Raw genomic sequence first — 17,978 nt, forward strand, 5'->3', positions numbered from 1 at the left:
TTCTCGGCGCCCCGCAGCCTCCGAAGTCCCTAAGAGCGGCGCGGCCCCAGCACGGGTATGCAGTCGCTCGTCATCGTCGCGCACGGCTCTCACCTCAACCCCGAGTCGAGCGCGCCGACGTACGACCACGCCGACACGATCCGCGCCACCGGTGCCTTCGACGAGGTCCGCACCGGGTTCTGGAAGGAGGAGCCCCACTTCCGAGAGGTGCTCCGCACCGTCGAGGGCGACGAGATATACGTCGTCCCGCTGTTCATCTCGGAGGGGTACTTCACCGAGCAGGTGATCCCCCGCGAGCTCCGGCTCGCCGGCTGGGACGTCTCCGAGTGGGGCTCCGACGGCCTCTCCGCCGATCAGGCCACGCTCGTCGCCGAGGACATCGACCGCGAGGTCCACTACTGCGGCCCGGTGGGGACGCACCGCGCGATGGCCGACGTGATCGTCCGGCGCGCGGAGTCGGTGACGGACGATCCCGACGTGGGCGACGGGTTCGGGCTCGCGGTCGTCGGCCACGGCACCGAGCGCAACGAGAACAGCGCGAAGGCGATCGAGTACCACGCCGACCGGATCGCCGAGCGCGACCGCTTCGACGAGGTGAAGGCGCTGTACATGGACGAGGACCCGGAGGTCGACGACCTCCCGGAGCACTTCGAGAGCGACGACGTCGTCCTCGTCCCGCTCTTCATCGCCGACGGCTACCACACGCAGGAGGACATCCCGGAGGACGTGGGACTCTGTGAGGACCACACGGAGGGGTACGACGTGCCCGAGACGGTCGACGGCACCCGGATCTGGTACGCGGGCGCGGTGGGGACGGAGCCGCTCACGGCGGACGTGGTGTTGGAGCGCGCCGCCGACGCCGGCGCCGACCTCGGGACCGCGCTCGACGACGTGCGCGAGACGACCCGCGTCGCCACGGGGGACTGACCGTGGACGACCAGCGCCCCGAGACCGCGGACCCGACGGCGGCCCACGAGCCGGCGGTCCCGGAGGTCGACCTCCCCGGTGACGCCTTCGACGCGGTCCTCGACTCGCTCGACGACCGCGACCCGGACGAGATCCTCCGGTTCGAGGGGTTTAGCGTCGCACGCGGCGCCGAGGGCGCCGACGAGGACTTGTCCGGCGACGCGGCGGACGCGTACCGCCTCGACCCCGCCGACGGCGACCGCCGGACCGGGCTGACCGAGCGCGACCTCCACGAGGCGTTGTCCGAGCGCGCCGCCGCCGTCACCGACTGGTACGTCTTCGAGCGCGTCGTCGGCGAGTTCGGCCCGCGCCGCGCGTTCCTCCGCTGGATCGAGGACGCCGACGGCGAGACCGTGGAGACCCGGTACGCCGCGCTCGCCGAGGGGATCGAGCGCGCGTGGGGCGAACTGAAGATTACGGCCACGGTCACCGACCGCGGGGAGCGCCGCTACGACGTGCGCCACGCCGACGACGCCGGCATCCCGGTCGACGAGCTCGACGCGTACGAGGACCCCCTCGACGCGCGCGACTTGGTCACCTTCGACGAGAAGGGGCGGTACCGCCCCCTCAAGACGGCGCCGTCGCTGGCCGGCGGCTGGGTCTTCCCCGACCTCGGCCCGCGCGACCTCTACGAGACGGTCGAGACGATCTACCCCGCGACCGTCGCCAACTGGCACCGGGAGCGCGAGGACGAACTGGACGTGACCCACTGGCGCGAGACGATGGAGCGCCAGTCGGGCATCTACGGCGTCGTGAAGACGTGGGACCGCGGCGAGGGCCACGAGCACGTCGACTGGGTCGCGGAGGCGTGCTGCGACGACTCCCAGTGCCTGAAGCGCCGCGAGTGGGAGTACGACGAGGACACCGACCTCGACGTGGACGGCGGCGACGGCGCGTTCCCCTGCCGCGAGCCCTGCTCCGTGGTCGTGTCGGCCGCGCGGAAGTGGACGCGGCTGGAGAGCGAGCAGCCGCGGACGTACGAGTTCGACCTGACGCCGAGCGAGAAGGAGCAGGTGGAAGATATCATCGACGCGGTCGCGGACGGCCGGACCGACGAGATCCGCGAGGCGGACACGAAGGAGGGCGCGAACCGGTATCGGACCCGGTTCCTCCGCGCGAAACTGTTCGACGAGGACGGGAACCTCGGCGGCGTGCCGACCGAGCCGGACGAGGAGTGACTCCCTCCGGGGGCTGGACCGACTGCTCCGCCCCGGAAACATCGCCGCGCCCCGCAGGCTTTTCTCGGCTCCCCTGAAACGGTGGGGCAATGAACGCCATCACGTTGGGTCCCGCCGGTACGTACTCGCACCGCGCCGCGCGCGCCGTCGCCGCCGAGGTGTCGTTCCGCGAATCGGTCACCGCCATCGTCGACGCCGTCGCCGACGGCGAGTTCGAGCGCGGGGTCGTCCCCATCGAGAACAGCATCGAAGGCTCCGTCACTGAGAGCCTCGACGCGCTCGCCGACTACGACGTCGCCGTCACCCGCGAGGTCGTCACGCCGATCCGGCACGCCCTCCTCGCGCAGGACGACGCGTTCGAGGTCGTCGCGAGCCACTCGCAGGCGCTCGCGCAGTGCCGCAACTGGCTGGAGTCGAACTATCCGGACGCCGGCCTCGAAGCGGTCGCCTCGACGGCTCGCGGGGTCGAGCGCGCCCGCGAGGACGCCCGCGTCGCCGGTATCGGACACCCGGACAACACCGGCGACGACCTCGAAATCCTCGCGGCGGACATCCAGGACCGGACGTCGAACGCGACCCGGTTCCTCGTCGTCGCGCCCGAGTCCGCTCGCGCCGACGCGGGCGGAAAGACCACGCTGATCGTCTACCCGAACGCGAACTACCCCGGCCTGCTGCTCGAACTGCTGGAGGCGTTCGCCGACCGCAACCTCAACCTCTCGCGGATCGAGTCGCGTCCGAGCGGCGAGCGCCTCGGCGACTACCTCTTCCACTTCGACGTGGACGCCGGCCTCTACGAGGACCACATGGCGAAGGCGGTCGAAGACGTCGAGGCCATCACGGACAAGGGCTGGGTCAAGGTGCTCGGCTCGTACGACACCGAACACGTGTTGGACTGAGGGCTGAGCCTCGGAACGTGGTGGCCCGACCTCACTGCTCCGGTATTTAAATTACTATACGTGTGGATGACGACGGTATATAAATGAACGCGGCTGTGCGGTGGCGCGTGCCGACGAGCGCCCGGAGGGCGCGAGGAGCACGCGCGAGGGAGTCGGTGGTCCGGAGCGAAGCGGAGGACCACCGACGAGGCTGGGGAGGCGTGAGGCTGCGGTCCGACGAGCGGAGCGAGCGGGAGCACGGAAGTCGCAGCCCGCGCAGCGAAGCGAGCAGGAACGTCTTCCGGCGTTGCTGTCCGGGCGGGACTCAAAGGGGCAGTCGCGAGGACGACGCAGGCGACGCAAGGGCCGCAAGGAGCGAGCGCAGCGAGCGTGCGTCGTCCTCGCGACTGGGGCTTTGGAGGCGTTCTCTCCTGATCCGTCGGCAGCTGTTTATAAACGAGCGACCGAGACATCCACTACTATCGCCATACTGACGATCCCTCCGACGAAAGTCGAATTACCGTCTTACTCGAACCGGTACGTCGCGCCGTCCGGGCCGTCCTCGATTTCGACGCCGACCTCGCGGAGCGCGTCCCGGAGCTCGTCCGCGCGCTCGTAGTTGCCGGCCTCGCGCTCGGCCTCGCGCACGTCGAGGACGAGCTCGACCAGCTCGCCCGCGAGGTCGACGTCGCCGTCGCTCGGCGACTCGAACTGGAGCCCGAGCACGTCGCCGGCGAGCGCTTCGAACGCCTCGACGGCCTCGCGCAGGCCGCGGTAGTCGTAGGCGGGCTCGGCGCCACCGCTTTCGGCCGCCGCGCCGCCCGCCTCGTCCACGTGCCGGTTCACCGCGTCGGTGAGGTCGAGGAGCGCCGCGGTCGCCTCTCGGAGGTTGAGGTCGTCGTTCATCGCGGCCGCGAAGTCGCCGCGGGCGGCCTCGACCGCGTCGCGGAGGTCGCTGTCTGTCGCCTTCGCGCCGGCGTCGGTCGAGTCGAGCGCGTCGACGGCGCGGTCGTAGGTGCGCGAGAGCCGCTCCCAGCGCTCCTCGGCCTCGGCGATCGTCTCCTCGGTGAGCGCCTGCTCGGAGCGGTAGGCGGCCCCCGCGTAGAAGGTCCGGATCACGTTGACGCCGAGTTCGTCGAGGGCGTCCGGCACGGTCCAGAAGTTGCCGATCGAGGAGGACATCTTCTCGCCGTCCATCTCCAGTAAGCCGACGTGAAGCCAGTGGCGCGCGAACGCCTCGCCGGTGGCCGCCTCCGACTGTGCGATCTCGTTTTCGTGATGCGGGAACACGAGGTCGCGGCCGCCCATGTGAATGTCGAGCGTGTCGCCGAGATGCGTCGTCGACATCGCCGAGCACTCGACGTGCCACCCGGGGCGCCCCTCGCCCCACGGCGACTCCCACGTCTCGCCCGCGGGCGTCTCGGCGCCGTGGTCGTGTTTCGCGTGTTCGCGCGCGGCGGTCTCGCTCACGCCGTCGGCCTTCCAGAGCGCGAAGTCCGCCGGATTCCGCTTCTCCGACCGCTCGTCGGGCTCGCCCTGCGCTTCGAGCGCGTCGAGGTCTTGGTTCGAGAGCTTCCCGTACTCGTCGAAGGTCGTCACGTCGAAGTAGACGGAGCCGTTCGACTCGTAGGCGTACCCCCGCTCGATCAGGGTCTCCACGAGGTCGACGATCTCCGGCACGTGTTCGGTGACGCGGGGGTACACCTCGGCGCGCTTCAGGTTCAGCCCGCGCATCGAATCGAAGACGCTCGCCGTGAACGTCTCGGCCACGTCGCGCTCCGCGGTCCAGCCGTCGCGCTCGCCGACCCGGGCCGTGATCTTCTCGTTGACGTCCGTGACGTTCTCGACGTGGCGCACGTCGTAGCCGACGTGGTCGAGCCAGCGGTGGAGCACGTCCGCGTGGAACCACAGGCGGGCGTGCCCGAGGTGGGGGTCGTCCGACACCGTCAGGCCGCAGACGTACAGCGTGACGTCGCCGTCGGCCGTGAAATCGACGCGCTCGTCTTCCAGGGTGTCGGTAACGACGAGACTCATTACGACGTGGTTGCCGAGGTGAGCGTTTCAAATCGTCGGATCTAACAAGACGAGGAAGCTGTACCCGATCCGGTTGGGAATCGGTGGCGACGGGCACCTCCAAAGCCCCAGTCGGGAGAGCGCCGTACGCTCGCTGCGCTCCTCACTCGGTCGCTCCGCTCCCTCGTTTCGGTGCTTACGTCGCCTACGGCGCTCTCCCAACTGCCCCTTTGAGTCCCGCCCCATCCGCACCGCACAGCAGCCTCACGCCTCCCCAGCCTCGCCGCTCACGCCCTGCGGGCGTTCGCGGCGTCCCTCGCGCGTGCTGCTCGGCCGCGGTGCGGCCTCGCAGGCACGCGCCACCGCAGTTATTCTCAGGAGCAGATGCGATCTCCCCCCTCACATTTCCTGCGTCGTCCACGCCACCTCGTACCCCGCCTCGCGCACCGCGTTGAGGACGCGGTCGACGTGCGCCGGGCCGTTCGTCTCCACCTCGAACACGAGGTCGGCGTCGCCCACCGGCAGGTCCGAGCGGCTCCGCTCGTGGCGCACGGTCCGGATGTTCGCGCGCTCCGCGCCGATCAGGGTGGCTATCTCGCCCATCGTCCCGGGCGTGTCGTCGATCCGGACGGAGAGCTCGATCAGCTGGTCGCGGTCGACGAGGGCGTGGGTCACCACCTCCTTCAGCGTCGTCACGTCGATGTTGCCGCCACAGAGGAGGGGGACGACGGTCTCGTCAGCGAGGTCGAGGTCGGCGACCGCATCGTCGTTCAGCAGGGCTGCCGCGGCGGTCGCGCCCGCGCCTTCCACCATCTGCTTCGCGCGCTCCAAGAGCAGCAGGATCGCGTTCGCCACGTCGTCGTCGCTCACGACGACCACGTCGTCGAGATGTTCGTCGAGGAGACCGAAGGTGAGTTCGCTCAGGCCGCCGGTCGCGATGCCGTCCGCGATGGTGTCCGGCTCGTCGCGCGTCACGAGTTCGCCGGCCGCGAGGCTCTCCGAGAGCGTGGAGGCGCCCGCCGTCTGGACGCCGACGACCCGCGTCCCGGGCGAGCGCGCCTTGATCGCGGTCGCGACGCCGCCCGCGAGTCCGCCGCCGCCCACCGGAACGAGGACGGTGTCGACGTCGGGCACCTGGTCGAGTACCTCCAGCCCGAGCGTCCCCTGCCCGGCGACCACGTCCGGGTCGTCGAACGCGTGGACGAACCGCGTTCCGGGGTCGTCGGTCAGCGTCCGCGCGTGCGCCATCGCCTCCGGGAACGCGCTCCCGCGGAGCACGACCTCGGCGCCGTACGCGCGGGTCGCCTCGATCTTCGCCGCCGGCGCCGACTCCGGCATCACGATCGTCGCGTCGATCCCGGCGTCCGACGCCGCCAGCGCCACCCCCTGCGCGTGGTTGCCCGCGCTCGCCGCCACGACGCGCTCGATCGCGGGCTCGCCGGACCTCTCCTCCGACCCGTCAATCGCCAGCGAAATCGCGTTGTACGCGCCGCGCGTCTTGAACGAGCCGGTGCGCTGGAGGTGTTCCATCTTCAGGCGCACGTCGGCGCCGCACCGCTCGCTCAGCGACCGGCTCCGCTCGACGGGCGTCCGCTGGACGATGTCGGTGCCGGCGAGCCGCTCGGCGGCGGCCTCGACGTCGTCGATCGTGACTGGGGACATAGCGGAGCCGTTCTCGGTGGCCCCCGAAAAGGACTCGGTTACGGAACGCGGTTTTCCCCACCGTTTCGGGTCGAGCCGCCGCTCGCGGTCGCTCCGCGGCGTCAGCGCTTCCCGAGCGCCTCCTCGAAGACGCGCTGCGCCCGCTCGTACCCCTCGTTCCGGTCGACGATCGGGTGCGGGTAGTCGGGCGCCAGCTCCTCGCGCTCCGCCCGCGAGAGGGTCGGCCAGTCGACGACCTTGCCGGCCGGTACGTCCGACAGCTCCGGGACGTACTCTTTCACGAAGCGCGCGCCGTCGTCGTACTTCGACATCTGGCTCACCGGGTCGAAGATGCGCACGTCGACGGAGTCGGTCCCGGTCGAGGCGGTCCACTGCCACGCCCCGTGGTTCGAGGCGTAGTCGTGGTCGATCAGCTGCTTCGTGAAGTAGCGCGCCCCGCGCCGCCAGTCGATCAGGAGGTGTTTCGCGAGGAAGCTCGCGACCACCTGACGCGGGCGGTTGTGGATGTATCCCTCTTCGTTCAGCTGTCGCATCCCGGCGTCGACGAGCGGGTAGCCCGTCTCGCCCCGCGTCCACGCCGCGAAGTCGTCGTCCGCCTCCCGCCACGCGATCTCGTTGGGGAACGACTTGTAGTTCGAGACGGCCAGGTCCGGGTTGTAGTACAGCAGGTGATACATCTGCTCGCGCCACGACAGCTCGTACCGGTACTTGTCGACGTTGCGGCGCTCGCCGCCGGTCGCGGCGTCGTAGGCGTCGCCCGCGCCTGCCCACAGCTCTCGGATCCCGATCGCTCCCGTGGCGAGATACGGGGACATCCGCGAGACCGCGCGCGTCGGGGCCTCGACGGCCTCCGCGAGGTCGTCGCGGGTGTCGTTGTACGAGGTGATCCCGTCGTCGAGGAACTCGTCGAACCGCTCGCGCGCGGCCTCGTACCCTGCCGCCGGGAGGTCGATGTCCGCATCGGGCTCGGGAACGGTCTTCCCGTCCCGCACGTCGGCCAGCGCGCCCGGGTCGGGTTCGGCGTACGGCCCGCGCTTCGGCACCGCCTCCCAGTCGTCGTGGAACTGACTGTGGTTCGGATACCGCTCGTTCAGTCGCCCGGGATCGACCAACACGAGGTCCGTCCGCGAGTCCGTCTCGACGCCCGCCCCCGCGAGCGCGCCCTCGACCGCCCGCTGTCGGTTCCGACGGGCCGGTCGGTAGTGGTCGTTGTAGATCACCGCCTCCGCGTCGTACTCCGCGGCGAGGTCGACGAGAACGTCTTCCGGGTCGCCCGCGCGGACGATCAGGTCGCTTCCGAGGTCGCGGTACCGCGCCTCCAGTCGCTTCACGTGCCGGAGGAAGAACGCGCGCTGGCGCGCACCGACCGTCGCGAGCAGGTCGGAATCGTAGACGAAGACCGGTACGACATCCCCCTCCCGGGTCGCGGCCGCGAGGCCGGCGTTGTCCCGCGTCCGCGCGTCGCCTCGGTGCCAGAACAGGCGCATACGATCGAGTAGGGCGCGAGCGGATAGTGTCTGTCGGCCGGCCGTGCGGTCGGCTCCGGGCGCGGTCGTTTCCGGGCGCGGTCGCGCCAGTACGTTCAAGACGCTCCGTCCCGAATCCTGTCCTGTATGACCCGACGCGATCCCTTCGACGAGATAGAGGACCTGCTCGAACGGATGGGCCGCGAGTTCGAGGAACTCGGCGGCACGCTGGAGGGGACCGGTCCCGAAGTCCCGCGCTTCCCCGGCGCCCGCGACGTCGACGTCGACGTGATCGAGGACGACGAGGCGGTCACCGTCGTCGCCGACCTCCCCGGGTTCGACGCCGACGACGTCGAAGTCGAGTTTCGCGACGACGCGCTCGTGATCACCGGCTCCCGCGAGGAATCGAGCGAGTTCGAGGTCGCGGATGCGGACGACGACGCCGGTGCGACCGACGCGGGCGACGCAGCCGACGGCGCACACGAGGCCGACGACGAGGTCCGCTACCACCGACGCGAACGTCGCCTCCGGTCCGTCTCACGGCGTGTCCCGATCCCGGAACCGATCGAGGCCGACGCGGCGACGGCCTCGTTCGACGCCGGCGTGCTCACCGTCACACTCCCCAAGCGCTCGTCCGAGGACGACCGCGGGCACACGATCGACGTCAGTTGAACGCCGGCGGCGCCGCGCACGGCGTCGGCCGCGGCCGCGAGATAGCACGCGTCAGTCACCCTTTACTATCTCACGGCGCGTTCCTGTTGCTATGAACACGACGAATCCCTTCGACGAGATCGAGCAGTTCCTCGGGCGCACTCCCTTCGCGGGTGACCGAGCCTGGGGTCGCGACCTCCGCACGGCCGACATCGACGTCGCCGAGTACGACGACGAGTTCGTCGTGATGGCCGACCTCCCGGGGTTCGACCGCGACGAGATCGACGTTCGCGCCCACGAGGGCCGGCTCACCATCGCCGCCGAGCGCGACGCGGAACGCGAGGACGCGGACCGCCGGTACCTCCGACGCGAGCGCCGCCACGAGTCCGTCACCCGGACCGTCGACCTCCCCGCGACCGCCCGTCTCGACGACGCGGCCGCGACGTACCGACACGGCGTGCTCACCGTGACGATCCCGCTCGACGCCCCCGACGCGGATGAGGGACACCGGATCGACGTGAACTAAACGGACCAAATCGCCCCCCTTTCCCTCCGGCCGGTGCTTTCTCCACGCTCCCCGTGCTAACTACCCGCATGAACGACGCCGACCGCGCGGCCGCCAGACGCGAACTGGTGAGCGCGCTCCGCGACCGCCTCGACGCGAGCGAGCGGACGCTGTCGGCGATCGGCGCCGTCCCGCGCCACGAGTTCGTCCCGGAGGCGCAGCGCGCGTCGGCGTACGCCGACCGCCCGCTCCCGATCGGCCACGATCAGACGGTCAGCGCGCCGCACATGGTCGCATTGATGTCCGACCTCCTCGGCGTTGAGCGCGGCGACCGCGTCTTCGAGGTGGGGACCGGCTGCGGTTACCACGCCGCCGTCGTCGCCGAGATTGTCGGTCCCGGGAACGTCTTCTCCGCCGAGCGGGTCCCGGAACTGGCCGCAGCCGCCCGCGAGCGGCTCGCCTGGCTCGGCTACGACGTGACCGTCGCGACCGGCGACGGCCGCGAGACGTTCGCCGACGAGGCGCCGTTCGACGCCGCCTACCTCACCTGCGCGGCGCCTGAATCGGTCCCGGACGCGATTGTTGACCGCGTGCGGACGGGCGGCCGCGTCGTCGCTCCCGTCCGGGAGGGCGGCCGACAGCGGCTCGTCCGGCTCACGGTCCGCGAGGACGGGATCGACCGCGAGGACCGCGGCGGCGTGCGGTTCGTCCCGATGCGGTAGTCGGCCCGCCGAACGCACGGTTTTAGAGGACCGAGCCCCGAAAGCGGTCATGGACGACGCGTCGCTCAGGGCGGACATGATCGAGGGGCTCGAACACCAGATCGGCGAGCCGATCGAGCCGCCCGTGCTGACCGCCCTCCAGCGCGTCCCGCGCGACCCCTTCGTCGACGACTTACCCCGGACCGCCGACGGCGACGACCCGCACTCGCTTGCGCTCCCGACACTGGTCCGACTCCTCACCGCACTCGACGCCGAGGAGGGCGACTCGGTCCTCATCGTCGGCGCAGGGGTCGGCTACTCGGTCGCGACGCTCGCGGAGATCACTGGCGCGCGCCACGTCCACGCGATCGACATCGATCGGTCCGCCGTCGTCGCCGCGCGGTCGAACCTCGACGCGGCCGGCTACGGAGCGGTCCTCGTCGACCGCGCGGACGGCGCCGACGGGCTCCCCGCGTACGCGCCCTACGACCGGATCCTCCTCGAAACCGCCGTCGTCGAGCCGCCGCGCCCTCTCAGAGAACAGCTGGCGTCCGGCGGCCGGATCGTCTACCCGCGCGGCGCGGGCGTTCAGACGGTCGCGGCGATAGAGCCGACGGCCGAGGCGAACACCGACGCGGTCGACGCGGACGACGACCCGGCGCCCGAAGGCTTCGCAACGGTCGAGACGCACGGGCCGGCGCGGCTCCAGCCGATGCTCGTCGACGGCGAACAGCCCGGGGCGGAACGGAACCGGACCCGGCGAGAGGAGGCCGAACGCGCCGAGCGGGGCCGTCAGCGCCGACACGGATGGGAACAGGACTGGATCGACTGGGACGACCGGCTCTGACCGGAGTCCGTCTTTTGATCGCCCGCGGCGTCACTCCTCGACCACGAGCACCTCGGTGTTCCCCCGCTCGTCGACGTAGTCGCCCTCCGCCGGCGGCTTGACGTCGATTGTGAGCGTTCCGTCGGCCTGATTCGGGCCGAGTTCGGGGTCGACGTCCACGGTCGCGACTCCCTCCCCGTTCGTTTTCGCGGTGACGACGCCGTCGATCTGTGCCGAGCCGCCGCGGACGATGACCGTCGCGTCCGCGACGCGGGCACCGTCGGGGTCGACGACCGCGACGTCGATCGACTGGTCGCCGGGCGTGGTCACCTCCGGCTGCGGCTGCGCGTCGAGTTCGGTCGCGGCCAGTCCGTCGATGTCGCCGATCATCCCCATCATCACGCTGAGGCTGGCGACACCGACGACGAGCGCGATGACGAGCCTGACCGGGAGCCCCTCGATCGCGCGGGTGTCGGTGCTGAACGTCCGGCGGTTCGCGGTCCGCGAGTCGTGTGTTCGATCGGACATACGGCCCGCTGGCCGCGGCATTGCTTATAAGGAGTCGGACGGACCGGACGGCGGCGAAACGGGTGCCAGCGAGACGCGCTCGCCGCCGGGGGGGAAGGGTACCGTCCCGACCGCCCGACCGTTTTTATTCGATACCGCGGCCACCCGTCCGCGTGTACGTACTCGGCCGCGGCGGAACGGACCCGGACGGCGACGGAACGGAACCAGACCGCGACGGAACGAACACCGACCGCAACGCCGTGAGCATCCCCGACCGTCCGCCCCACACCGCACGGATCGGATCCTTCCTCGCCCGCGACGGGAGCGCCGGCGCGGCGGTCGGCGTCGACCTCGACCGCCCGCACGCGGGCGTCGTCTTCGGGAAGCGCGGGACCGGGAAGTCGTACACGCTCGGCGTCCTCGCGGAGGAGCTCGCCGACGCCGACGGCGTCGTCCCGGTCGTCGTCGACCCGATGGGCGTCTTCGGCGGCCTCGAGGCGGCCGGCGACCGCGTCGTCGACCCTGCGGTCCGGCCCGCCTCGATACCCCCGTCCGCGTGGCCGGACCTGCTCGGGCTCGATCCGGCGAGCGGCCCCGGGAGCCTCGTCTGGCGCGTCGTCGCGGACGCGGTCGACGCCGAGGGCGGTGCCGGGAGCGGTACCAACGACGCCGCGGGAGGGAATCTCTTGTCCCCGTCGCTCGCGGCGCTCCGCGAGGCGGTCGACGCGGTCGACGCCCCCCCGGAGACGCGGCGCGCCGCGGCGAACCACCTCCGGCTGGCGGAGTCGTGGGGGGTCTTCGACGCCGACGCGCCGCCGGTCGCGTCCCTCGCGACCGACGGCGATCCCGCCGTCCTTGACCTCGCCGGGGTCCCGGACGCCGCCGCGTCGGCCGTCGTCCGCGCGGTCGCTCGCGGGCTCTACGACGCGCGGATCGACGGGGGTCTCGATCGCCTTCCGTGGCTGCTCGTCGACGAGGCACACGCCTTCTTCGGCGGGGTCGCGGACCCGGCGCTCCGGACGCTCCTCACCCGCGGCCGCGCGCCCGGCGTCTCGGTGGTCTGTGCGACCCAGCGGCCGGCCGCGCTGCCGAGCGTCGCCGTCTCCCAGTCCGACCTCCTCGTCTCCCACCGCCTCACGGCCGCGCGCGACGTCGACCGCTTGGCGGAAGCGGAGGCGACGTACCTCGCCGGCGACCTCGCCGCGCGGCTCCCCGAGGGCGTCGGCGAGGCGCTCGTCGTCGACGACGCGACCGAGACGGCCCACACGGTCCGGATCCGAGAGCGTCGAACGCCACACGAGGGGGAGAGCCCGCGTGCGAGTCGGTTGTCGGACGGCGAGTCCCGGTGACGCGACACGGAACGCACAAGCCGTCCCGGACGCACGCACGGGCATGGAACGGACGCCGTACGGGTTCCTGCTCGTCGCGGCCGGCGGCTTCCTCGGTGCGGTCGCCAGACACGCGGTCGACGTCGGCGCTGGCGCGGTCCTCAGCGGTACCCCGACCGGCGCGGGAACGCTCGTCGCGAACGTCGCCGGATCGTTCGCCCTCGGGCTCCTGTTGACCCGCGCGTCGAGCGATCGAACTTTCCTGTTCGTCGGCACCGGCGCGCTCTCGTCGTTCACGACGTACAGCACGTTCGTCGCCGACGCGGTCGCGCTCGGAACGCCCGCCGGCGCTTGGTACGTCGCCGTCAGTTACGCGACCGGATTCGCCGCGGCCGCGCTCGGACTCGCGGTGGGAGGCCGAAACCCCCGATGACCGCCGCACCGATCTTCGCGACGGCGCTCGTCGGCGTCGGCGGCGCGCTCGGCGCCGTCTCCCGGCACGCGGTCGGGCTCCGCGTCGAGGGGCGCCGGTCGGTCCTCCTCGTCAACGCGCTCGGGAGCTTCGCCCTCGGCGCCATCACCGCAGCGCCGATCGGGTCGACGGCGGCGCTGCTCCTCGGTGTCGGCTTCTGCGGCGCGTTCACGACGTTCTCGTCGTTCGCGGTCGGGACCGTACGGGCGGCGAGCGAGACGGGCGCCCGCGCCGGCGCGGCCGTCGCCGCGTCGAACATCGCGGCCGCGCTGCCCGCGTTTCTCCTCGGCTCGTTCCTCGTCGCCGAGAGCTTCGGCTGACTGACGATCCCTCACCACCCGACCGACGCCGCCTCGGCAAGCGATAGGTACAGCATCCCCCGTCCCCTATCAAATCCCGTGACCGATACCGACCGCTCCGTCGACGGCGAGTCGACAGATCCGACCGACTCGGGACCGCGCTCCGACGAGCCGGACCCCGACGATGTCCCCGAGTTCGGCGACCTCTCGATCCCCCAGCGCGCGTTCGTCGCCGCCGCGCAGAATCCCTCTCGCGGACTGCTTGTCGTCGGCCTGTTCGCGTTCGCGCTCGCCTTCTACGCCGCGTTCTGGCTGTCGTTCCCCCGCGCCGCCGGGCTCCTCTCCGCGGTCGCGCTGATCGTCGCCGCCGTCGCCGCGCTCGTCTACCGGCTCCTCGACGGCGTCTCTCGCTGATCCCCGGTCGCTCGTCGCCCTTCCGATTCGGCGCGACGCGGCGGTCTGTCCCTCGACGGCGCTCACGGTCGCGGCTCGTAGAACTCCCGAAGCGGTCGGCCGAACGCGGGCGCGAGCGTCGCGACCGCCTCCCCGACCAACACGTCGCGGTCGGCGAACGCCGGCTCCACCTGCGCGCCGAGCGCGACGTCGCTCGCGGCGTCGCTCTCCAGGTATTCCCGGACCGTGGCAAACTCCCGCTCCCGCTCGACGACGTACCGATTCTCGTCGATGAAGGGGCCGTAGGTGTCCGGGTCGACATCGTCGACGTACGACTCGTAGAAGCTCGCGGCGTGCTTCCGGACCGCGACCGGCGGCCCCTCGTGGCGCTCGACCGCCGGCCGCTCGGTCACCTCCAGTTCCGCGTACAGCGCGGCTCGGATCGCCCCGCCGGACAGGTTGCGGTCGGCCGTTGCCCCTCCGTCGCTCGTCCCGGCGTTGCTCGTCCCGACGGCGCCCGCCGCTCCCGTCGCGTTCGTCATCGCTCGCGCCCGGAGAACGTCGAAGCCGTGATCGTTCAGCCCGCCGACGATCCCGTCAAGCGAGCGGCGGAGCTGCGGCCACAGCTGGTCGTCGACCACCTCGGGCGCGTCGAAGACGACCGCGACCGGCGTCGTCCCCCGCCGGTCGAGGTGGGCGCGGACCTCTTTGGAGTCCAACGGCTCCGGCTCGGCCGGCTCGAAGAGCGCCTCGCTCGGGGCCGCGAGCAGCTCTCGCGCGTAGTGTTGGAACCGCGCGAGGTTCGCCGCCGACAGCACCGCGGCGACGTTCCGCGTCGGGTCCGTGGGGTCGACCACGACGAGCGGGTCCTCGAACGTGCGCTCGGCGTGCCCCTCGGGGTCGAACTCCACCGGCGGGTGCCAGCTCCGCGCCGACTCGACGAGCGGGACGAACCCGCCCAGTTCCAGCACGAGCAGCTCCGTGAGATACCCCGAAAACCCCTCCGTGCGGAGGTCGCTCCCGTACGCGCCGATACCCTTCAGGAACGCCTTCGCCAGCACCACGTCCCCCGCGAGGCCGTCGTCGAGCCGCGCCGAGAGGTACGCGTCGTGGAACGGGGTCCGGTCGACCGCGGAGACCAGTTCGGCCGCCGTCTCCACGTCGTGACAGGGGACTAGGTCGACGTCGAACCCCTCGTAGCTCCCCTTCACGTACGGGTGTTCGGCGTACTCCTCGTGACCCTCGGGGAGGACAGCGTGGCCGACCGCGAGGCCGTACTCCTCCAGTTCCGCGCGGTCGAGGTCCGCGTCGAACCGGACGAAGAGATCGATGTCGCGGTCGCCCGCGACCCACGTGCCGCGCGCCGTCGACCCGACTTGGACCACGTCGGCGTCGACGGGGAGGTCGGCGATGGCCTCGCGGGTCCGCTCGGTCAGCGTCGCAGCCGCCTCGCGCAGCCGTTCACGCTCCTCCGGCTCCGGGAGGACGCGCTCGCGGACCCGCGACAGCACCGCCTCCAACTCGTCCATACCGACCCGTCTCGCGGTCCGGCCGAAAACGTGTCGGTCGTCGCGGCGGTGCGGTGAGGCGGTCGATGCGAGTCGTCTTACTGCGTTCCGCCCCCCGCCGTCGGGCGGAAACGAAAGCCATATCAAAACGACGCGAGTACGCGGAAGTGAGCCGAAGTAGCTCAGTTGGTAGAGCGCCTCGCTGTTACGACGTTCGGCGGAACTTCCCCCGACCGTCACAGTCACGAGGCGGTCCCAGGTTCGAGTCCTGGCTTCGGCGTCCTTCCGTACCGCTCCGCTCGTAGCCACATCTCTTGTCCGATACCGGCACAGACGGTCGTATGTCGCTCCTCGAACGATACGACCGCCTCAAAGAACCACAGAAGCGCGGCCAAGCGACGGAAGCGATCGTCACGGCGGAACTGATCGCTCGCGACGTTTCCGTACTTACGCCGGCGTACGACAACGAACCATACGATCTCGTCATCAGGATCGCCGACGAATTCTATCGGTTACAGGTCAAGACGGCGTACGACGGAAAAAACGACGGTGCGGTGGAGTTCCGAACTCGGAGCGTCCGAACGAAGAGCGACGGATACGAACGGGAGGGGTACGGCGGAAAGATCGACTACTTCGCGGTTTTGAACGTCCGAACGGAGGATGTGTATCTCGTCTCGATCGACGACGCGGGGTCGGCGGCGACCACGATCCGGTACGAACCCGCCGCGAACAACAACCGATCGAACGTCAACTGGCACGCGGAGTACCGGCTCGATACGGTTCTCGACGGGCTTCGGTCGGGGTAATGCGGTAACCTAAAGAACGTCCCTCGTGTATCCAATATCGTCGGGCCTTTAGCTTAGTCTGGCTCAAAGCCCTCCGCTCATAACGGAGTGATCGCCGGTTCAAATCCGGCAAGGCCCATCGTCTCCGAACTCGCTACCGGTTGGTCTCCAGTTCGTCTGTCGCCGAAATGAATGATCGTCGAAGTCCGATCCCCGTCGCGCCTGTCTACTCCTGTCGAAGCGTCACGTCGGTCGCGGTCTCGTTCGCGAGGTTGTCGCTCACCGGGCACCGCTCCTCGACGGCGGCGGTGAACTCGGCGAGCGCCTCGTCGTCGACGTCGCCCGCGAAGTCGACGTCGACGGACGCCTCCACGCCTTGGTAGCCGGCGCGTGGGTCCCCGTCGCGGCCGAGGTGCTTCCGCGGGTTGAACTCGCCGGCGACCTCGACTGCGACGCCCTCGACGTCGAGGTCGAAATCGGGCGCGGTCGCGCGGACCGTCGCGTTGAGACAGCCGCTCCAAGCGGCGAGCAGGTACTCGACCGGCATCGCGCCCGCGTCGTCGCCGCCCATCCCCTCGGGGTCGTCCATCACCAGTTCGTGGCCTCTGGCTTCGGCGACGAACTTCGACTCGCTGTCGCTCTCGCCGCTGACCGCCATCCGCTGCGTCGCGTTGGCTTCGCTCATTACCCGTCGTAGTGCCCGGACTGGCGTAAACCGTCCACGTCGCTCGGATTCGTGCCGGTGGCCGTGACGCGGCCGCATCCTCGCGTGAACGCCGTCCGTAACGGCTAAACCCGTCTGACACGCCGTTTCAGGCGATCGAACCGATCGCGACGCGTCCCGGATAGCGGCGATTTCCGCGATCGACTTGGGAAGCCGTCAGGGAGTAACCGAGCTAACGTGCGAGACGCGGGGGTCCGAGTCGTCGCGATACGCGGCCGATTACTCCACCAACTCCACCAGTTCGTTCACGTCGTCGATCACCGCGTCGGCCCCGTTCTCGGCGAACTTCTCGCGGCCCGCCTCACCGGTGAGGCCGCCGGTAAGGATACCGATACCGTAGTAGACGCGTGTCTCGTCGGCCTCGTCTGCGTTGCGCGCGGTCCGCACGTCGTCGAGGGTGTCGCCCGCGAACGCGACTCGCTCGGCGCCGAACCGCTCCGCGAGTTCGACGAGCGCCCGCGGGTGCGGCTTCCCCTCCTCCCAGTCGTCCATCGTGAACCGCCGGTCGTCGGGCACGTCGAGGCCGACGCGCTCCAAGGCGATGTCGGCCTCCGCGGCCGGGCGCCCGGTGAGGACGCCGACGTCGAACCGTGCGGTGAGGTCCGCTATCGTCTCGGGGTCGACGAGCGTCGGCTCGTCGTGGATATACCCGTCCGTCTCCAGTGGCGGCTCGTCACCCTCCAGCTCGCGGTACAGCTCAGCGCCGAGGTATAACGCCTGGAACGTCTCGCGGAGCGCGTCTCTGTCCCACTGGTCGCGGACGCGGGCCTGCGCGACCCGCGGGAGGTCGCCGACGACCTCCTTGGCGGCGTCGAGCCCGCCCCCGAGGTCGGCGACGCGGTCGGTGAACTCGTCGACGTCCATCCCGAGCCCCTCGCGGCGGGCCAACACGTACAGCGCGGCCGCGTCCGTCAGCTCCCAGTCGTTGTTGAACCCGCCGGCGTCTTTGAACGCCTGGACCGCGTCGCGGTCGATCGGCTTGCCGCAGACCCGGTCGACCGATTCGAGGATCGCCCGACGGTAGGAGTCCGCCACGTCGACCAACACCCCGTCGATATCGAGGACCACTGCGTCGACCTGCATACCGCTACCCCGCCCGGCGGCGGAATGAACGTTCGG

The 17,978-nt window shown here is 70.7% G+C and carries 19 protein-coding genes and 2 tRNA genes; 14 read left to right on the forward strand and 7 right to left on the reverse strand.

The features are described from left to right. The first annotated feature begins 57 nt into the window (after positions 1-57). The 3 genes from C463_RS09120 to pheA all read left to right on the forward strand — a co-directional run bounded on the left by C463_RS09120 (position 58) and on the right by pheA (position 3,040). On the forward strand, positions 58-927 hold the full coding sequence (locus C463_RS09120) for a CbiX/SirB N-terminal domain-containing protein (protein ID WP_008442956.1): 870 nt from the start codon (positions 58-60) through the stop codon (positions 925-927). A 2-nt stretch (positions 928-929) separates the two neighbouring features. After that, the gene (locus C463_RS09125; protein WP_008442957.1) at positions 930-2,144 is read left to right on the forward strand and encodes a DR2241 family protein; all 1,215 of its coding nucleotides are present in this window, start codon (positions 930-932) and stop codon (positions 2,142-2,144) included. 89 nt (positions 2,145-2,233) lie between these two features. Then, a complete protein-coding gene (gene pheA / locus C463_RS09130) occupies positions 2,234-3,040 on the forward strand; it encodes a prephenate dehydratase (RefSeq protein WP_008442958.1) in 807 nt (268 codons plus the stop codon). Between the two features lie 504 nt (positions 3,041-3,544). Here the strand turns inward: pheA and cysS are convergent. The 3 genes from cysS to C463_RS09145 all read right to left on the reverse strand — a co-directional run bounded on the left by cysS (position 3,545) and on the right by C463_RS09145 (position 8,181). After that, positions 3,545-5,053 carry a cysteine--tRNA ligase gene (gene cysS, locus C463_RS09135; RefSeq protein WP_008442959.1) on the reverse strand — a complete coding sequence of 503 codons (1,509 nt, stop codon included), beginning with the start codon at positions 5,051-5,053 and terminating at the stop codon, positions 3,545-3,547. A 378-nt stretch (positions 5,054-5,431) separates the two neighbouring features. Beyond that, on the reverse strand, positions 5,432-6,694 hold the full coding sequence (gene ilvA, locus C463_RS09140; RefSeq protein ID WP_008442960.1) for a threonine ammonia-lyase: 1,263 nt from the start codon (positions 6,692-6,694) through the stop codon (positions 5,432-5,434). Between the two features lie 101 nt (positions 6,695-6,795). Beyond that, positions 6,796-8,181: a cryptochrome/photolyase family protein gene (locus C463_RS09145; RefSeq protein ID WP_008442965.1), complete on the reverse strand. Its 1,386-nt coding sequence runs from the start codon at positions 8,179-8,181 to the stop codon at positions 6,796-6,798. 126 nt (positions 8,182-8,307) lie between these two features. Between C463_RS09145 and C463_RS09150 the strand changes: the two genes are divergently transcribed. The 4 genes from C463_RS09150 to C463_RS09165 all read left to right on the forward strand — a co-directional run bounded on the left by C463_RS09150 (position 8,308) and on the right by C463_RS09165 (position 10,864). Next, positions 8,308-8,832 carry an Hsp20/alpha crystallin family protein gene (locus tag C463_RS09150; protein WP_008442966.1) on the forward strand — a complete coding sequence of 175 codons (525 nt, stop codon included), beginning with the start codon at positions 8,308-8,310 and terminating at the stop codon, positions 8,830-8,832. 91 nt (positions 8,833-8,923) lie between these two features. Then, entirely contained in the window at positions 8,924-9,337 is a 414-nt protein-coding gene (hsp14, locus tag C463_RS09155; protein WP_008442967.1) for an archaeal heat shock protein Hsp14, read from the forward strand. 68 nt (positions 9,338-9,405) lie between these two features. Further along, complete coding sequence (locus C463_RS09160; protein ID WP_008442968.1) at positions 9,406-10,038, forward strand: protein-L-isoaspartate(D-aspartate) O-methyltransferase; 633 nt, start codon at positions 9,406-9,408, stop codon at positions 10,036-10,038. 49 nt (positions 10,039-10,087) lie between these two features. Further along, positions 10,088-10,864 carry a protein-L-isoaspartate O-methyltransferase family protein gene (locus C463_RS09165; protein WP_008442969.1) on the forward strand — a complete coding sequence of 259 codons (777 nt, stop codon included), beginning with the start codon at positions 10,088-10,090 and terminating at the stop codon, positions 10,862-10,864. Positions 10,865-10,894: 30 nt separating this feature from the next. Here the strand turns inward: C463_RS09165 and C463_RS09170 are convergent, their stop codons facing one another. Next, on the reverse strand, positions 10,895-11,371 hold the full coding sequence (locus C463_RS09170; protein ID WP_008442970.1) for a DUF7382 domain-containing protein: 477 nt from the start codon (positions 11,369-11,371) through the stop codon (positions 10,895-10,897). Between the two features lie 152 nt (positions 11,372-11,523). On the opposite strand from C463_RS09170, the gene C463_RS09175 reads away from it, so the two are divergent. From C463_RS09175 to C463_RS09190, 4 genes are all read left to right on the forward strand, one after another. Beyond that, positions 11,524-12,699, forward strand: a complete 1,176-nt coding sequence (locus C463_RS09175; RefSeq protein WP_008442971.1) for an ATP-binding protein — start codon at positions 11,524-11,526, stop codon at positions 12,697-12,699. 43 nt (positions 12,700-12,742) lie between these two features. Next, positions 12,743-13,111: a fluoride efflux transporter FluC gene (locus C463_RS09180; RefSeq protein ID WP_008442972.1), complete on the forward strand. Its 369-nt coding sequence runs from the start codon at positions 12,743-12,745 to the stop codon at positions 13,109-13,111. Beyond that, positions 13,108-13,470 carry a fluoride efflux transporter FluC gene (locus C463_RS09185; RefSeq protein ID WP_008442974.1) on the forward strand — a complete coding sequence of 121 codons (363 nt, stop codon included), beginning with the start codon at positions 13,108-13,110 and terminating at the stop codon, positions 13,468-13,470. Before C463_RS09180 ends, C463_RS09185 begins: the two co-directional genes overlap by 4 nt. Before the next feature lie 78 nt (positions 13,471-13,548). After that, the gene (locus tag C463_RS09190) at positions 13,549-13,863 is read left to right on the forward strand and encodes a hypothetical protein (RefSeq protein ID WP_008442975.1); all 315 of its coding nucleotides are present in this window, start codon (positions 13,549-13,551) and stop codon (positions 13,861-13,863) included. Between the two features lie 62 nt (positions 13,864-13,925). Here C463_RS09190 and cca read toward each other — a convergent pair whose 3' ends face one another. After that, positions 13,926-15,371, reverse strand: a complete 1,446-nt coding sequence (gene cca / locus C463_RS09195) for a CCA tRNA nucleotidyltransferase (protein WP_008442976.1) — start codon at positions 15,369-15,371, stop codon at positions 13,926-13,928. A gap of 150 nt (positions 15,372-15,521) precedes the next feature. On the opposite strand from cca, the gene C463_RS09200 reads away from it, so the two are divergent. The 3 genes from C463_RS09200 to C463_RS09210 all read left to right on the forward strand — a co-directional run bounded on the left by C463_RS09200 (position 15,522) and on the right by C463_RS09210 (position 16,274). Further along, a tRNA-Asn gene (locus tag C463_RS09200) sits at positions 15,522-15,630 on the forward strand. Positions 15,631-15,691: 61 nt separating this feature from the next. After that, entirely contained in the window at positions 15,692-16,156 is a 465-nt protein-coding gene (locus tag C463_RS09205) for a group I intron-associated PD-(D/E)XK endonuclease (protein WP_008442977.1), read from the forward strand. Positions 16,157-16,198: 42 nt separating this feature from the next. Continuing rightward, positions 16,199-16,274 (forward strand) — tRNA-Ile (locus C463_RS09210). A gap of 87 nt (positions 16,275-16,361) precedes the next feature. On the opposite strand, the gene C463_RS09215 is transcribed toward C463_RS09210, so the two are convergent. Together C463_RS09215 and C463_RS09220 are read right to left on the reverse strand one after the other, a co-directional pair. Further along, complete coding sequence (locus C463_RS09215) at positions 16,362-16,820, reverse strand: OsmC family protein (protein ID WP_008442978.1); 459 nt, start codon at positions 16,818-16,820, stop codon at positions 16,362-16,364. Between the two features lie 258 nt (positions 16,821-17,078). Then, the gene (locus tag C463_RS09220) at positions 17,079-17,942 is read right to left on the reverse strand and encodes a TIGR01548 family HAD-type hydrolase (protein WP_008442979.1); all 864 of its coding nucleotides are present in this window, start codon (positions 17,940-17,942) and stop codon (positions 17,079-17,081) included. Positions 17,943-17,978: the final 36 nt, after the last annotated feature.

The organism is Halorubrum californiense DSM 19288 (genome assembly GCF_000336875.1).
Taxonomy (GTDB): Archaea; Halobacteriota; Halobacteria; order Halobacteriales; family Haloferacaceae; genus Halorubrum; species Halorubrum californiense.

What these genes read in the sequence shown, in the direction of transcription:
- C463_RS09120 (WP_008442956.1), top strand. Translation starts at nt 58, where the DNA reads ATGCAGTCGCTCGTCATCGTCGCGCACGGCTCTCACCTCAACCCCGAG.
- pheA (WP_008442958.1), top strand. Translation starts at nt 2,234, where the DNA reads ATGAACGCCATCACGTTGGGTCCCGCCGGTACGTACTCGCACCGCGCC.
- cysS (WP_008442959.1), bottom strand. Translation starts at nt 5,053, where the DNA reads ATGAGTCTCGTCGTTACCGACACCCTGGAAGACGAGCGCGTCGATTTC.
- ilvA (WP_008442960.1), bottom strand. Translation starts at nt 6,694, where the DNA reads ATGTCCCCAGTCACGATCGACGACGTCGAGGCCGCCGCCGAGCGGCTC.
- C463_RS09145 (WP_008442965.1), bottom strand. Translation starts at nt 8,181, where the DNA reads ATGCGCCTGTTCTGGCACCGAGGCGACGCGCGGACGCGGGACAACGCC.
- C463_RS09150 (WP_008442966.1), top strand. Translation starts at nt 8,308, where the DNA reads ATGACCCGACGCGATCCCTTCGACGAGATAGAGGACCTGCTCGAACGG.
- hsp14 (WP_008442967.1), top strand. Translation starts at nt 8,924, where the DNA reads ATGAACACGACGAATCCCTTCGACGAGATCGAGCAGTTCCTCGGGCGC.
- C463_RS09160 (WP_008442968.1), top strand. Translation starts at nt 9,406, where the DNA reads ATGAACGACGCCGACCGCGCGGCCGCCAGACGCGAACTGGTGAGCGCG.
- C463_RS09165 (WP_008442969.1), top strand. Translation starts at nt 10,088, where the DNA reads ATGGACGACGCGTCGCTCAGGGCGGACATGATCGAGGGGCTCGAACAC.
- C463_RS09170 (WP_008442970.1), bottom strand. Translation starts at nt 11,371, where the DNA reads ATGTCCGATCGAACACACGACTCGCGGACCGCGAACCGCCGGACGTTC.
- C463_RS09180 (WP_008442972.1), top strand. Translation starts at nt 12,743, where the DNA reads ATGGAACGGACGCCGTACGGGTTCCTGCTCGTCGCGGCCGGCGGCTTC.
- C463_RS09185 (WP_008442974.1), top strand. Translation starts at nt 13,108, where the DNA reads ATGACCGCCGCACCGATCTTCGCGACGGCGCTCGTCGGCGTCGGCGGC.
- cca (WP_008442976.1), bottom strand. Translation starts at nt 15,371, where the DNA reads ATGGACGAGTTGGAGGCGGTGCTGTCGCGGGTCCGCGAGCGCGTCCTC.
- C463_RS09205 (WP_008442977.1), top strand. Translation starts at nt 15,692, where the DNA reads ATGTCGCTCCTCGAACGATACGACCGCCTCAAAGAACCACAGAAGCGC.
- C463_RS09215 (WP_008442978.1), bottom strand. Translation starts at nt 16,820, where the DNA reads ATGAGCGAAGCCAACGCGACGCAGCGGATGGCGGTCAGCGGCGAGAGC.
- C463_RS09220 (WP_008442979.1), bottom strand. Translation starts at nt 17,942, where the DNA reads ATGCAGGTCGACGCAGTGGTCCTCGATATCGACGGGGTGTTGGTCGAC.